Here is a 16,297-nt window from a genome sequence, read left to right as displayed (position 1 = left end):
ACGACAACTAAACGCTAACCGCTTTTAAATGATACTATATTACCTCAAACTTTGCTGCAATTATTCATTGTCTTCTGCATTCCTTTTACATCGAATAAACTGGTAGGTACTAGTGTATAGCTGCTTTAAAACTTATCTATTTTTGAAATCATTATTTTTATAAAAATGGATATAAAAAAAATATATCATTTTAAAACAGGCTAAAAATTGTCAAAAATTCAATATAACTCTAAAAAATTTATTTATGCATATAAAAAAACACGAAACAAAACAAATCATTTTATGACCTAATACCTTAATTTGATCATTTATTTAAAGCAAATCGACCATCTATTTCTTCAATAAAAAGACATAAAAACCATTTTCTATGATTAACAAAAAAATTAAAATAGTACCAATAATTATTTGCATTATGAAAAAAAAGGAGGTGAAAAAAAGGAACAATTAGCAAATGGAGGCAAATTATCCTCCACTTTTTTTAAACTATTATCTTAAACTATCTCATATGAAACAATCAATATCACAATTAAGGAGCGCTATTTGCATCGCTCTTCTTTTATGCGTTGGGCTACCTAATGCCATTCATGCACAGGACCACAATCAAAACAAGAGTGCTTCAAACAGCATTACCATCACAGGAACAATAACCGACAAAAAAGGAAATACACTCCCAAGTGTAAACATTTTTGTAAAAGGAACAAAAATCAGCACCAATTCTGATTTTGACGGTAAATATAGCATGAGTATTCCTTCTACTGTAATTGCTCCAAGTTTGACATTCTCTTACATCGGATTTACAGAACAAACGGAACTTGTAGGCACTCAAACCCAAATTAACGTCTCACTGCTAGAACAAACCAATAAACTAGACGAAGTAATCGTTGTTGGTTATGGAAAAATGAAAAAAAGTGATGTTACCGGAGCCATTTCTTCCATAAAAAAAGAGAGCATAGAAAATAGAACTACTGCCAGTGCCGCCGAGGCTTTACAGGGATTAGTTTCGGGAGTAAATGTTCAAAAAACGGGTGGACTAGCCGGTGGCGGCGTAAGTGTAAAAATAAGAGGGGTAAATACCTTTGGAAACACAGAACCCTTATATATTATTGATGGTTTTCAGGGATCAATAAATACGGTAAGTCCAAATGATATTGAATCCATGGAAGTTCTTAAAGATGGAGCTGCTGCAGCGATTTACGGATCGCTTGCTGCAAACGGAGTTATTTTGGTTACGACTAAAAATGGACAAAAAGACGGCGTAAAAGTTGATTTTACAGCATATCTGAATAGTTCATCAGCAGCCAATCAACTTGAAATGCTGGATGCCAAAGGCTACCAAACGGTAACCAAAAATATTTATGATAATTACAATCAATATTCAAATCAACCTGTTGCTTTACCGGCATATATTACTACTCCGGCAACCGCTAATACCAATTGGCAAGATGAAGTTTTCCGCACTGGACTAGCTCAAAACTACGGTTTGGGGATTCAGGGTAAAGACGGAAATGTAAAATATGCACTATATGGTAACCTTGTCAAAGAAGAAGGGATTGTAATTGGTAATGATTTTGAAAGACAAAACGCAAGCGCAAGACTTAGTTTTAAAAAATCAATTTTTGATATCGATGCCAAAATGGCTTATGTTGGGACGCAAAGCCAACTTCCGTTATTTCAATTGAAAGAAGTGTATTCAATTTCACCATTGGTTCCAGTATATGATACCAATGAAATCTACGGATATGGACTGACCAATAAAAACGGGCTGCCTTCTTACACTAATCCTGTTGCTGAACAAAATTTCAACTCAAAAATAGATAAAGGACAAGATTTTACAGCCAATTTTGGGGTAACTGCCAACATCGCCTCTTGGATAAAATATAAAATTGCTTATTCATATCGCGTAACGAATAACCAATTAACGGCACATAATCCACCTTATATTGCTAATAATAAAGAGCCACATTTATATACGGTACAAAGTAATACAAATACACATTGGGATAACCAAATATTAGACAATATACTTACCGTTGATAAAACTTTTGGGGATCATACTTTCAATTTAATGCTGGGTAATACCTTAAACGAGATGTCATCTGAATGGACAGGAGTTGAAGTTGAAGGAAAAACAACAAACTATACCATAGAAAATGGACAAATTGTAACTTCAGAACAAGCTGCTGGATTTTTAGATTCAAGCTTTGAAACTATTGGGGCCGGAAAAGGAGGTACTTATAATGCCGATGGTTCAAAATTCCAATACAATAGATTGTCTTATTTTGGGCGTTTAAATTATTCCTATAAAGACCGTTACCTTCTTCAAATGAGTTTGAGACATGATGGATCTTCAAAATTTGGAGAGAACAGTCGTTACGGTACATTTCCTTCTATCGCAATCGGTTGGAAAATTGAAAAAGAAGAATTCTATCCTGACAATTTCTTCATGTCTAATTTAAAATTACGTGCGAGTTGGGGACAATTGGGTAGCGAATCAGCATTAGGATATTATTCTTCTAGCGCCTTAATCACTACTGGGAATAATTTAAAATATGGATATGTGCAAGGGAATGGCAACAATCCTTGGCCAGGAAGTATTGCAACCACATTAGAGAATAAAGATCTACAATGGGAAACAACCGACTCTAAAAATATTGGAATTGATTATACCATTCGAGGCGGAAAACTAAGCGGGTCTATGAACTATTACTACAATACAACGCAAGATTTGCTGATTACCAAAAAAATTGCTCCTTCGGCAGGAATCAATGACCCTGTTTTAAATGTAGGAGAAATCAGCAATCAAGGTTTTGAGTTTGAAATTAATTACCGTAATAAAGTGAATGAATTCAACTATAATGTAGGATTCAATCTAACTACCCTTGAAAATAAAGTCGTGTCACTCGCCAATGAAGGTCAAGTGATTTATGGAGAAGGCTTAAAATTTGGAGCTGAACATTTTCCAACTCAAGCTCACGTAGGAAAACCAATTAGTGCCTTTTATTTATATCAGACCGACGGTATTTTTCAATCTATGGATGAAGTAAACGCCTATAGTAAAAATGGTAATTTAATTCAACCAGACGCAAAACCTGGAGATATTCGTTTCAAAGATATAAATGGCAACGGAACTATTGATGAAGAGGATAAAGTGTATTCTGGAACTGGACTGCCTAAACTGGAAGCCAATCTTATTTTGGGAGCCAATTATATGGGATTTGATTTTTCAGCTTTAATAGGAAGTGCTTGGGGAAACAAACTGTATAATGGAAACAGATACTTCTACGAATCTATGAATAATGGTACAAACATGCTAGCTACTACCCTTAATGCATGGACTCCTGAGAATCATAGTAACATTCCACGCGCCGTTTTATCAGATCCAAACGGAAACAGTCGTGAATCAACACGTTTTCTTGAAAGCGGTGATTTTATACGTCTTCGTCAATTACAATTTGGGTATACCATTCCTGAGAAATTCTTAGCAGGAGCAAAAATTGACAAATTGAGATTCTACGTAGGTGCCGAAAATTTATTTACAATCACTAACTATCAAGGTATTGATCCTGAGTTTTCAAGATCATCGGTTCTTAATACTGGTGTAGATCGTTTTGTATATCCTTTTACGAGATCATTCGTATCGGGTGTCCAATTTAATTTTTAATAAAATCTTTAAAAACACAATTATGAAATCGCCATGATTCAAAACATAAAATGAAATGAAGAATGGCGATACCATATTCCTATAAAAAACAAATAATATCTAGATATGAAAAAGACATTTTATATATTTTCAATCGTAAGTTTACTCACTTTAGTTGGATGTAGTGATTTTTTAGATCAACAATCACCAGATGAACTTACTTCTCAAAATTTTTGGAGAAACAAATCAGATGCCGAAGCAGGATTGGCGGCAACTTACGCCCAATTGGAAGGCTCTACTGATGAATGGGCATTTTCGGAAGTAAAATGGTCCGTCGAAGCATACCGCGAAGACATTTGCCTATTGGGAAGTGATGCTCAAAATTATCAAAATTGGGTAGAACTATACGCTTTTAATTACACCAATGGTAACAGCCAATTTACTAGTTATTGGAATAATAATTATAGAGGAATAAGCAATGCCAACCAAGTTATTGATAAATTGAAACAAATTCCTTCATCAACTATAAATGATAGTGACAGAGCAAAGATTGAAGCGGAAGCCCGTTTTCTTCGCGCCTATTACCACATGAAATTACTACTGAATTGGAATCAAATTATTATTCGAAAAAAATACATCACAGATCAATCCGAATTAAATGCTCCTTTATCGACTCGCGTTGAAGCTTGGGATTTTATCACCAGTGAGTTAAAAGCCGTCTCAGCTATACTCCCAGCAGTACAGCCGAGTGACAATACTGGTCGTGCTACCAGTGGAGCGGCGAATAGTTATCTTGGTTTTGCTTATTTAACTCGTGCCTACGAAGAAACCGCTCAAAAGCAAGCACACCTCAACGAGTCTATTACTGCCTTAAATAAGGTTCAAGGATATTCCCTTGTTAAGAATTACGGCAGTATGTTTGATGGAAGCAATGAGAATTCACCAGAATCCATTTTTGAATTACAATTTTCTGAAAATACAGCAAATGGAGCCTCCTATCGTACAGCTATTCATTACTGGATGGCGGCAAGTGAACTGGGTGGATGGGATGAAATCCTACCAAGTCCCATGTTGATGGACGAATACAAAAAAGAAGGTAAAATAGCCACCACTGGCGGTTATGATTCTCGTTTGTACAGTACCATATTCTTTAAGGATCCTTATTTTAATGATCCTGCCAATCCTCTTTTGTTTGGAAAAACATACGATGAACGTTTTGGTGATACCGACAAACCTGTATTCCGTAAATTCATTCCAACTACTCAGGAAAAAATGGATCAAGAATTCATTGGACTAAATATTCCTCTTATGAGATATTCTAATGTACTATTAATGCAAGCAGAAGCACTAAATGAATTGGGGCAAACAGCCGCAGCGATACCTTTAATCAATCAGGTTCGTGCTAGAGCCGATATGCCAGGAATGACAGGAACTACTTATGATCAGGTGAAAGTTCAAATTGAGCACGAAAGAATTATTGAGTTCCCTCAAGAAAACTTCCGCTTCTATGATTTACGCCGTTGGGGAAAAACAAAAGCAGCTCTAGACGCTATTGGACGCAACGGCTTTGATCCTGCTAAAAACAATTTTTATCCAGTTCCTTTAACAGAACTTCAATCCAATCCATTGGTTAAATAATTAGGATCTAAGATTGAGCAAACAAAAAAGACCTCTAGAAAATTTCTAAAGGTCTTTTTTTATTTTAGGGTCAGTTGCATCATCACCCCATTTAATTTTAGCGTCTTAATGGTTATATAATTTTTAAATCTGCCATAACTTTAAATTCCCCTTCAGTCAATTGATTTGACACATTTGCTCCCCAATCCATTCCTCCTGGCATGTAAAGCCAAAGTATTTCATTTGTTTCACAATCTACAATTATTTTAAAATATACTATTGTAGACCACTGAACGAATGATGCATTTGACTTAACAATTCCGTACGGAGCTGTGTATACAACAGCAGTATTTTTCGATTTGTTAACAAGCGCATCGTTTAATTCAGATTCAGGAACAAACTTTAAATCACCACCATAATTTTTTATTGCTGCTTCTTTTGTTCTCCCTTTCATCAACATATTATCCTCAACCAACAATGTTTTCCCTTTTAATTTTGATACACTTTCTTTGGCCATTTTTTCAGCATATTTATCAAAATTTAAAACTTTATCATTGGCAATAATCCAATCCACATTCGCCTGTAAAATTGATAAAGCGTATTTGTAGTCAGCTTCTGATAAAGATTTATCATTATTTAAATGTCTTGATGGTAGATAAATCTTAGAATCTGTTTTAGCAATATTGCTTTCAATTCTAGTAAATGCAATTGCAGGAACATTTTGATTTGTTTTAATTCCCCAATAACCTTTATCATTTAATTGAACTAGTCTTAAAACAGCATACGATTTACTCTTAGCTTTTTGTAAAGCCTCAATTTCGGTAGCAGTTTTAAATTCCATTTTATCAGTATAAATCCAATATTTTTGAGCATAAACTTTAAAATCTCTGTTAAAATCAACTACAAATTTTTTGTAGTCTTCTAATTCTTCAGCTTTTTTTGGCTTACTTAATTTCTTTAAAACATCTGGATCTTCTTCTAAAACTTCAACAAGTAAAGGGCGGGTTTTTAATTGTTTGAGTTCATCAGGATCTCCATAGAAATTAGGATTTATCTGAGCTTTTGAAACTACAGAAGTTAATAGAAATAAATAAAATAGAATTTTTTTCATAATTTTTTATTAGGTTAATTAAGTCAAAGGTACAATAATTAACAAATTAAATTGTATGAAAATATATATTCTGCTTTGATTTGTTATGAGTAGTAATACATCTGCTATCCTCATACACAATTAAAATTGAAGATCTAATGAATAGAATAAGTAGTTTTTTTAAGTTTGATGTAATTTGACAATAAACTCATTGCACAAAAATTTTAACCTTAAACTCGCTTTTTATTTTCTGTTATAGAAAATTACTCCCCTCCCAACAGCTCCATCAATTCCAAAGCTCTTCTGGTTGATTTCACATTCTCAAATGTCAACAATAGTCGTAAGCCTGCCGGAGTTTGCTTTTCTTTCATTACACAAATACTGCTGTTTTTTTGTACAAACTGAATCACTTTATGAAAACGTGTAGAATGGTAAAAATCCGATTGTTGATCGGAGACAAAATAACCAATCATCTTGCCTTTTTTCATCACGAGTTTTTCGATACCCACTCTAGTGGCAATCCACTTGATACGAATACTGTTCATTAAGGCAAGTGCTCTTGGAGGCATTGGCCCAAACCGGTCAATCAGTTTGTTTTGGAAAACAACCAGTTCTTCTTCGTTTTTCACGTCGGCCAACTCGTTGTACAAACTCAAACGCTCCGTGACATTATTGATGTATTCGTCTGAAAACAACAACTCAAAATCAGTGTCGATTTGCAGATCTTTTACATATTCCTTGGTTTCGATATTATTCTCTTCAGGGTATAAATCCTTGAATTCGTTTTCCTTCAATTCCTCGATGGCCTCGTTCATTATTTTTTGGTAGGTATCAAAACCAATATCGTTGATAAAACCACTTTGTTCTCCTCCCAATAAATCCCCGGCTCCACGAATTTCAAGATCTTTCATCGCAATGTTCAAACCGCTTCCCAATTCGCTGAATTGTTCCAAAGCCTGAATTCGTTTACGGGCATCTTCAGTCATGTGCGAATACGGCGGACAGATAAAATAACAAAAAGCTTTCTTGTTGCTTCGCCCTACTCTACCCCGCATTTGATGCAAATCAGACAAACCGAAATTATTGGCGTTATTGATGAAAATGGTATTCGCATTGGGTACGTCCAATCCGCTTTCGATAATGGTTGTCGCTACTAGAACATCAAATTCACCGTTCATAAAAGCGAGCATCAATTCTTCCAGTTTGGCTCCTTCCATTTGTCCGTGGCCAATTCCTACTCGGGCATTGGGCACCAAACGCTGAATCATTCCTGCAAATTCCTTGATGTTTTCGATTCTGTTATTGATAAAGAAAACCTGTCCGTTACGCTGAATTTCATACGAAATCGCATCCCGAATCAATTCTTCATTAAAACTCACCACATTGGTTTCTATAGGATATCTATTCGGTGGAGGCGTCGTAATTACCGATAAATCCCGAGCTGCCATCAACGAAAACTGTAGGGTTCTTGGGATTGGCGTTGCCGTCAAGGTCAAAGTGTCGACATTGGCAGCAATGGTTTTAAGTTTGTCTTTTACGTTAACACCAAACTTTTGTTCCTCATCGACAATCAATAATCCAAGATCTTTGAAAACCACATTTTTGTTGACCAATTGGTGTGTCCCAATCACAATGTCGAGTTTGCCTTCGGCCAATTGCTTTAAGGTTTCGGCTTTTTGTTTGGCAGTTCTAAAACGGTTCAAATAACCAATAGATACCGGCATATCTTTCAATCGTTCGCTAAATGTACGGTAATGTTGGTACGCCAAAATAGTGGTTGGTACCAAGACCGCTACTTGTTTAGAATTATCCACAGCTTTGAAAGCGGCACGAATAGCCACCTCGGTTTTACCAAACCCAACATCTCCGCAAACCAAACGATCCATAGGGCGCTCGCTTTCCATATCGGCTTTGACTTCTTGCGTCGATTTAATTTGATCCGGAGTGTCTTCGTAGATAAACGAACTTTCCAATTCGTTTTGCAAGTAACTGTCGGGAGCAAATTGGAATCCTTTTTCTAATCGGCGTTTGGCATACAGCTGAATCAAATTGAAGGCAATGTTTTTGACTCTTGCTTTTGTTTTTTGCTTTAAAGTCTTCCAGGCACTCGATCCTAACTTATAAATTTTGGGTGGCGTTCCGTCTTTTCCGTTGTATTTCGAAATTTTGTGCAGCGAGTGAATGCTCACATACACGATATCATTATCGGCATACACCAGCTTGATTGCTTCCTGTGTTTTGCCTTCAACCTGTATTTTTTGCAACCCACCAAACTTCCCGATTCCGTGATCGATATGTGTTACATAATCGCCAACGGACAAAGTCGTAAGTTCTTTTAACGTTAAATTTTGCTTTTTCGAATAGCCATTTTTAATGCTAAATTTATGATAGCGTTCAAAAATCTGATGGTCGGTATAACAGATAATTTGATTTTCGGGATCAATGAAACCTTGGTACAATGGCAAAACAATGGTCTTGTATTGTTTGCGAATATTCTCTGAATTGGCTTCGTCTAAAGTTTCAAAAATATCGTGAAAACGTTTGGCCTGTGCCTCATTCGAACAAAATAAATAATTTTGATAGCCATTAAAATGATTCTCACTCAGATTATTCAGCAACAAATCAAACTGTTTGTTGAACGATGGTTGTGGCTGAATGTGAAATTCAAATTTCTTGGTCGTTTTAAAAACAGGCTTGGAATTAAATTCTACAACCGAAAAATCCAACGCTCGTTTTACAAATGCTTTTTGGTTCAAAAACAATTGTTCTGGAGTGGCGTGCTTGATATCTTTAGACAATTTTTCAAAAGCTTCTTCGGCCCTGCCAAATTGTTTGTCCAATTCATATAAAAGATTCTCGGTATTTTGAAAAAACAAAACGGTTCTTTCATTAATATAATCTAAAAAACTTTCCCTGTTTTCCTGAAAAACTTTATTTTCAACATTGGGAATAATGGTAATTTTTTTATGCTTTTCTAAGGATAATTGAGTCCCGACATCAAAACTTCGAATACTTTCTACTTCATTGCCAAAAAACTCGATTCGATACGGATTATCATTCGAAAACGAAAACACATCAACAATTCCCCCACGAACAGAGAATTCTCCAGGTTCTGTAATAAAATCGACTCTTTTGAATTCGTATTCAAACAAAACTTCATTCAGAAAATCGATAGATATTTTGTCCCCAATTGTAACTTTCAAAGTGTTTTTATCCAAATCTTTTCGAGTCACCACTTTTTCAAAAAGCGCCTCGGGATAGGTAACAATAATCGCAGGTTTTTTGCGGGAATTAATTCTGTTGAGAACTTCAGCGCGAAGCAAAACATTGGCATTATCGGTTTCCTCAATTTGATACGGACGCCGAAAAGAACCGGGATAAAACAACACATCCTGTTCACCAACCATTTGTTCTAAATCGTTCAAATAATAAGCAGCATCTTCCTTGTTGCTTAAAATAACCAAAAAAGGAAGCTCCGCTTTTTTGAAAATGGACTGAATCGCAAAGGACACTGATGATCCGATCAAACCGTCCAATTGCATTTTTACTGGATTGTCTTCCTGTAAGCGCGCTACAATCTGAGCCGTTTTGGGAGAAGAATCATAAACCGAATATATAGTTGCTTTACTCAATGCGTGATTCGTGTTGTTTTAGTTGTTGTTGTTGACTGGTCGCACCTCCTGGATTTCCTGGTATTGCTGGATTCCCTGGTATTGCTGGGTTTCCAGACTGAATAGCTCTTGTAGTATCCATCATCATTAACAATTCAGACTCCCCGGCTTCCATCGGAATTTTGCTTTTCTCAACGATTTTATCCATCTGTCTTTGCAGAGAAACCAATTCCAAATTAATTTCAGAAACCAAAGTCGTCACTTTTTTATCCGAAACTTTATCGAGATTAATATATAAATCCAACATTCGAACTTGGGTAATCAAAGTTGCAATTCTACTTCTTATTTGAGGTGTGTCAAATTGATAGGGAATATTGGTATTCAATGCCATTACTTTAGTAGATAATGTCTTGGCTTTCTTTTGAAAAGCGGTAATTGTTTTCTTTGGTTTAATGGCCAATTCATCCATAAAGGCTCGCCATTCCGGCCAAGTAGCCAATGTAGCTTCTGAAGTGGTGTTAATGGGTTTGTCAAAAAAAACCCATCCTTTATTTATGGTTGCAAAAATTAATTCTTTCTTTTTTGTATCTCTTAAATTATCGGCTATACGTTCATCGTTATCATTTTTACACGAAAACTGCATCAAAAGCACCAAAAAAAGCAGCGTTAATTTATTATTCATTTCTAAATTATTTGAAGCACAAAGTTACAAAGTAAATTTACAATGGCAATCAGAATATCAATGGCAATGACAATATGAATGGTAGAAATCAGTTTCGATTATATTGTTAAATTTTTTAACACTATGAATTACGACCTTTCGTCTATTTTGTCTTCTTTATTACAATATCCATAAAAACCTTTGTCTTTATTCTCGATATTTTACGAAATCGTTATCTTTGCATTTCAAAACAACACACAATGAATCCAAAAATATTAATTATAGGCGCGTGCGGGCAAATAGGTACCGAATTAACACATCAACTTAGAGCGATTTACGGAACCGATAATGTTATTGCTTCGGATATTCGCAAACTGAATAATGATGTGGTAAATTCTGGCCCATTCGAAGTAGTCAATGCTTTGGATTTTAACCAAATTGAGCATTTGGTAGAAATCCACCAAATTACTGATGTGTATTTGATGGCAGCACTTCTTTCGGCCACAGCCGAAAAAAACCCAGCTTTTGCTTGGGACTTGAATATGAATTCATTATTTCACGTTTTGAATTTGGCGAAAGCCGGAAAAATAAAAAAGATCTTTTGGCCTTCGAGTATTGCTGTTTTTGGACCAACAACTCCCAAAGAAAACACCCCACAGTACACCATAATGGAGCCTTCCACTGTTTACGGAATCAGCAAGCAAGCTGGTGAAAGATGGTGTGAATACTACCATAACATTTTTGGTGTCGATGTTCGTAGCATTCGATATCCAGGATTAATCAGTTGGACTACTTTGCCTGGTGGAGGAACTACCGATTATGCCGTTGATATTTATCACAAAGCCCTAAGCGAAGGAAAATACGAGTGTTTTTTGACCTCCGAAACCAAAATGCCAATGATGTATATGGATGATGCTATTGCAGCTACAATCAATATCATGAAAGCGCCTATTGAACAAATCAAAATACGTTCTTCTTATAATCTCGCTGCAATGAGTTTTACCCCAACTGAGATTGCTGCCGAAATCAAAAAGCACATACCGGAACTCAAAGTAACTTATACACCCGATTTCCGTCAAAAAATTGCTGACAGCTGGCCTGCAAGTATCGATGATAGTCGCGCTAGAGAAGACTGGGGATGGAACCATGAATTTGACCTCGAAATGATGACCGTCGATATGTTAAAAAACCTAGCTCCTCAATACAACACTGATTTACAATAACACAACCATTACTTTTATTTACTTCATCAGTTCACTAAAGATCGTGTGGGAGTGCCTCCGTTGAAAAAAAGAGCTTACATATTGGACCGCTTATAAAGCTCCTTTTCTCAACGGGGTCGGGCTACTTCGGTAGCATCCGTCTATCCCTCACTCTGCTTCCGTGTTCCTAAATTGCAGTTCGTTTAACAAAACTATTTCCACAAACCATCCCCAAAAAAAATGTCCTCCCTAAAAAATATTAGGTAAATCATTTGAGAAAAAAATCAAGATAAATTCTGAGTTTACGCCAATTCTGTAAATACAATAATAAAACAATTCATAAATAATTTTTCATTAATTATCTCTGATGATTTTTGCCAATTCAATAGGTATTTTTACGTGTGTTTTATCTAAATTGCGAGTGAGAATCAATACAGATAGAATATGTCAGAAAGAGTTGAAGAAAAAAATGCCGAAAAAGCACGTTTGCAATTACGAACCGATAATAAAGGCTGGAAAAAGTGGGGCCCCTATTTAAGCGAAAGACAATGGGGTACTGTTAGAGAAGATTATTCCCAAAGTGGTTATGCATGGGGAAGTTCTACCCACGATATGGCGCGTTCCAAAGCCTACAGATGGGGAGAGGAAGGTATTGGAGGTATATCAGACAACAAACAACACATTTGTTTGGCTTTTGCCTTTTGGAATCATAAAGACCGCATCTTAAAAGAACGGCTTTTTGGATTAACCCCTGCCGAATCCAATCATGGTGAGGATGTCAAAGAAATTTATTTCTATCAGGACTCCACACCCACGCATTCCTATCAAAAGATGCTTTACAAGTATCCCCATGCGGCTTTCCCTTATGAAAAGTTAATCGAAGAAAGTCAAAAACGATCCCGTTTAGAGCCCGAATACGAATTATTGGATACGGGTGTTTTTGATAAAGATGAATATTTTGATATCACCATAGAATACGCCAAAGCCGATGAGCAAGACATATTAATCAAAGTAACGGTAGAAAACAGATCCAAATTAGCTGCACCAATTACGGTATTACCTACCATCTGGTTCCGTAATACTTGGAGTTGGGGATATGAAAATTACAAACACAAGCCTACTTTAATTGGAGTCGAAAAATCGCATATTGAGGTCAATCACCGATTGGTGGGACACTTCAATTTGTATGCTGAGAATGCCAAAGACCTTTTGTTTTGTGATAATAAAACCAATTTTGAAAAATTATATAAATCCACAGCTCAATCTCCTTATGCCAAAGACGGGATTAATGATTATATTATCAATCAAAAACGAACCAGTGTAAATCCAGATGCCATTGGCACCAAGGCTTCCGTACATTATGATGACATCATTCCTGGTAATGGCAAAAAAGAATACCGCCTTCGATTTACCAATACTATCCCAACGAATCCTTTTGAGGATTTTGATGCAATTTTTAAACAAAGAATAGAAGAAGCAGACGAATTTTATAATCTAATTCAAAAAGGAGTTAAAGATGAAAGACTACGATCCGTTCAACGTCAAGCCTATGCAGGTATGCTCTGGACCAAACAATGGTATTATTACAATGTCTTTGAATGGTTAAAAGGAGATCCATCTACTCCAAAACCGGAAAGAGGTCGAAACGAAGGTCGAAATAGTGCTTGGAAACACATGTACACGTCCAACATTCTCTCTATGCCAGACAAATGGGAATACCCTTGGTTTGCAGCATGGGACTTGGCCTTTCATACTTTGCCATTGGCCAGATTGGATCCTGATTTTGCCAAAAGACAATTATTGGTTATTCTACGAGAATATTATATGCATCCCAATGGACAAATTCCCGCTTATGAATGGTCGTTCTCAGATGTTAATCCGCCTGTACATGCTTGGGCTACCTGGAAAGTATATGAAATTGACAAAGAAGCCAATGGTGGTGAGGGAGATACCGTTTTCTTGGAACGTATTTTTCACAAACTGCTTCTCAATTTTACCTGGTGGGTAAACTTGAAAGATAAAAATGGCAACAACATTTTTGGGGGAGGTTTCCTCGGAATGGATAATATTGGGGTATTCGATCGCTCCGCCGATTTACCCACAGGCGGTCATCTCGAACAAGCAGACGGTACGGGTTGGATGGCGATGTATTGCCTGAATATGTTGCGCATCGCCTGTGAAATTTCGCTGAAAAATCCCGTTTATCAAGATATGGCTTCCAAATTCTTTGAGCATTTTCTGCACATTTCGGGAGCCATGCAATCTTTGGGAGACAATAAAATGAATCTTTGGGACGAAGACGATCAATTTTATTATGATATGCTCCATAAAGAAAATGGAGATGCCGAATTGTTAAAAATTCGTTCAATGGTTGGTTTAATTCCACTATTTGCTGTCGAAGTATTAACTCCGGATTTACTCGAAAAACTACCCGTATTCAAGCGTCGTGTCGAATGGGTTTTGAAAAATCGTCCCGACTTGGCCAGTTTGGTTTCCAGTTGGTACAATCCAGGGAAAGGCGAAACCCGTTTGCTATCTACCCTTAGAGGACATCGAATGAAAATGATTCTCAAGCGTATGTTTGACGAAAAAGAGTTTTTGTCTGATTTTGGAGTACGTTCCTTATCCAAATATCATAAAGAACATCCCTATAAATTCAAACATGATGGTGGAACCATCCAAGTAGATTATACACCAGCCGAAGCCACCGGCGATATGTTTGGAGGAAACTCCAATTGGAGAGGCCCCATTTGGTTTCCTATGAATTATTTGATTTTGGACTCGTTAGAAAAATTTCATAGCTATTATGGTAAAGATTTCAAGGTCGAATTCCCAAGTGATTCGGGTAAATTGGTGAATTTAAAAGAAGCTTCCGAAGGTGTTGCCAAACGATTATTAGCCTTATTTGTACCTAGCGCCAATGAAAAAATTCCAATGTATGGCGAATACAAGAAGTTTCAGGAAGATCCGCTTTTCAACAAGAACCATTTGTTTTTCGAGTATTTTGATGGAGACAACGGCAAAGGCTTAGGCGCCAACCACCAAACGGGATGGACTGGACTAATTGCAGAAATTATTAGACATTTACATGAGGAAGAAAAATAACATTCATACTACTCCATAAAAAATCCACCAAGTAAGATATTTAAAATTCTTACTTGGTGGATTTTTATTTTTCTTACATTTGGTTCCTTTTGAAAATCAAAAATAAACCAATTCACAATTTTAAAATATGACCAACACCTATAAACCCATTGAAGACACTAAAAGAACCACAATTGTTGACATTCTAAGAGGCTGGGCATTACTGGGAGTTGTCATTGGTAATTATATCGATTATAAATACATTGGTTCAGCTGTTGGTCCCAATACTAAAAACGCATTTTCACAAGTCCTTAGTGACATTCATGAATATTTTTTGGCGGCCAAATCTTGGACATTATTGAGTATTTTATTTGGTTACGGTTTTGCTATTCTGATTCAAAATGTGGAGAGTAAAGGCAAGAATCCCGTTGGATTTTTTGTATGGCGAATGTTGATTCTTTTTGTGTTAGCTTTTCTCAATTCCGCTATTTGGCTGGGTGATATTTTGAAAGATTATGCTTTTCTGGGGCTGGTTCTATTACTGTTCTATAAGTGTTCTGCAAAAACAATTCTTAGAATAAGTCTCTTCCTTCTACTAATTATTCCATTTGTTACAGGTTATGTCAATACGATTGAATATGCTGTTCCAGACGTGTTTACTGATACTAAATACTTGCAATTGTATCATTCCAACAATTGGCTTGATGTTTTTAAGTTTAATTTATGGGGTACCTTTTATGGTCAGATGGTTAATCCAGGTTATGCCATAACTTGCCATGTCGTAATGTTTGCATGTATGTTGTTGGGCTTTTATGCCCAAAAAACAAACTTTTTCAATCGCTTGCCAGAATTGAAAAAAGTCTTAAAAAAGATATTTTTTATCAATCTATGCATTGCTTTAGTTTTGATTACTATTTTTAAAATAACTATGTCCTACCAACTTTTATTTCCAACTTATTTCAAACCTGGATATTGGCTCGTATTAAGTACCATGCTTTCTATTGCCTCGGGAATTTGCATGCTGTATACCCATAATAAATTGCAAACTGTTTTTGGTTATTTTAGACTTTCGGGCAAAATGACGCTTACCAATTATATCGTTCAAAACCTATTAGCAACATTGATTTTTTCAGGAATCGGATTGAAAATATACAATACGCTCCCTTTCTGGTTTTACTTTGTATTGGCTGTTTTGGTGTTTATTATTCAATTATTTGTTAGCAAATGGTGGCTTTCCAAATTCAATTATGGTCCTGTAGAATGGCTTTGGAGAGTATTGAGTTATCGCAAAGTATTTCCATTTAAGAAAATCACATCCGAATTGGTCTCAAAAGAAGCGGATGCCGTTGCTATTGAGGTTTAAGATAATTATAAAGATTGCTAAAATCTGAT

At 36.0% G+C, this 16,297-nt stretch carries 8 protein-coding genes; 5 read left to right on the top strand and 3 right to left on the bottom strand.

Annotation, left to right across the window (positions count from 1 at the left end):
- The first annotated feature begins 505 nt into the window (after positions 1 to 505).
- A complete protein-coding gene (locus KZH69_RS00685) occupies positions 506 to 3,661 on the top strand; it encodes a SusC/RagA family TonB-linked outer membrane protein (protein ID WP_219315533.1) in 3,156 nt (1,051 codons plus the stop codon).
- 105 nt (positions 3,662 to 3,766) lie between these two features.
- The gene (locus tag KZH69_RS00680) at positions 3,767 to 5,278 is read left to right on the top strand and encodes a RagB/SusD family nutrient uptake outer membrane protein (RefSeq protein ID WP_219315532.1); all 1,512 of its coding nucleotides are present in this window, start codon (positions 3,767 to 3,769) and stop codon (positions 5,276 to 5,278) included.
- 112 nt (positions 5,279 to 5,390) lie between these two features.
- On the opposite strand, the gene KZH69_RS00675 is transcribed toward KZH69_RS00680, so the two are convergent.
- From KZH69_RS00675 to KZH69_RS00665, 3 genes are all read right to left on the bottom strand, one after another.
- Positions 5,391 to 6,368: a hypothetical protein gene (locus tag KZH69_RS00675; protein WP_219315531.1), complete on the bottom strand. Its 978-nt coding sequence runs from the start codon at positions 6,366 to 6,368 to the stop codon at positions 5,391 to 5,393.
- 242 nt (positions 6,369 to 6,610) lie between these two features.
- The gene (gene mfd / locus KZH69_RS00670) at positions 6,611 to 9,889 is read right to left on the bottom strand and encodes a transcription-repair coupling factor (protein WP_439649411.1); all 3,279 of its coding nucleotides are present in this window, start codon (positions 9,887 to 9,889) and stop codon (positions 6,611 to 6,613) included.
- Positions 9,890 to 9,971: 82 nt separating this feature from the next.
- On the bottom strand, positions 9,972 to 10,640 hold the full coding sequence (locus KZH69_RS00665; RefSeq protein ID WP_219315529.1) for a hypothetical protein: 669 nt from the start codon (positions 10,638 to 10,640) through the stop codon (positions 9,972 to 9,974).
- A 239-nt stretch (positions 10,641 to 10,879) separates the two neighbouring features.
- Between KZH69_RS00665 and KZH69_RS00660 the strand changes: the two genes are divergently transcribed.
- From KZH69_RS00660 to KZH69_RS00650, 3 genes are all read left to right on the top strand, one after another.
- Positions 10,880 to 11,842 carry an L-threonine 3-dehydrogenase gene (locus KZH69_RS00660; RefSeq protein WP_219315528.1) on the top strand — a complete coding sequence of 321 codons (963 nt, stop codon included), beginning with the start codon at positions 10,880 to 10,882 and terminating at the stop codon, positions 11,840 to 11,842.
- 423 nt (positions 11,843 to 12,265) lie between these two features.
- Positions 12,266 to 14,926 (top strand): MGH1-like glycoside hydrolase domain-containing protein, encoded by a 2,661-nt coding sequence (locus KZH69_RS00655; protein WP_219315527.1) that lies wholly within the window; start codon positions 12,266 to 12,268, stop codon positions 14,924 to 14,926.
- A gap of 127 nt (positions 14,927 to 15,053) precedes the next feature.
- On the top strand, positions 15,054 to 16,268 hold the full coding sequence (locus KZH69_RS00650) for a DUF418 domain-containing protein (RefSeq protein ID WP_219315526.1): 1,215 nt from the start codon (positions 15,054 to 15,056) through the stop codon (positions 16,266 to 16,268).
- The last annotated feature ends 29 nt before the right edge of the window (positions 16,269 to 16,297 follow it).

The sequence above is a fragment of the Flavobacterium taihuense genome (genome assembly GCF_019351435.1).
GTDB lineage: Bacteria > Bacteroidota > Bacteroidia > Flavobacteriales > Flavobacteriaceae > Flavobacterium > Flavobacterium taihuense.
The sequence above is the reverse complement of the archived record's forward strand: the minus strand, read 5'-3'. Positions and strand labels throughout refer to the sequence as shown.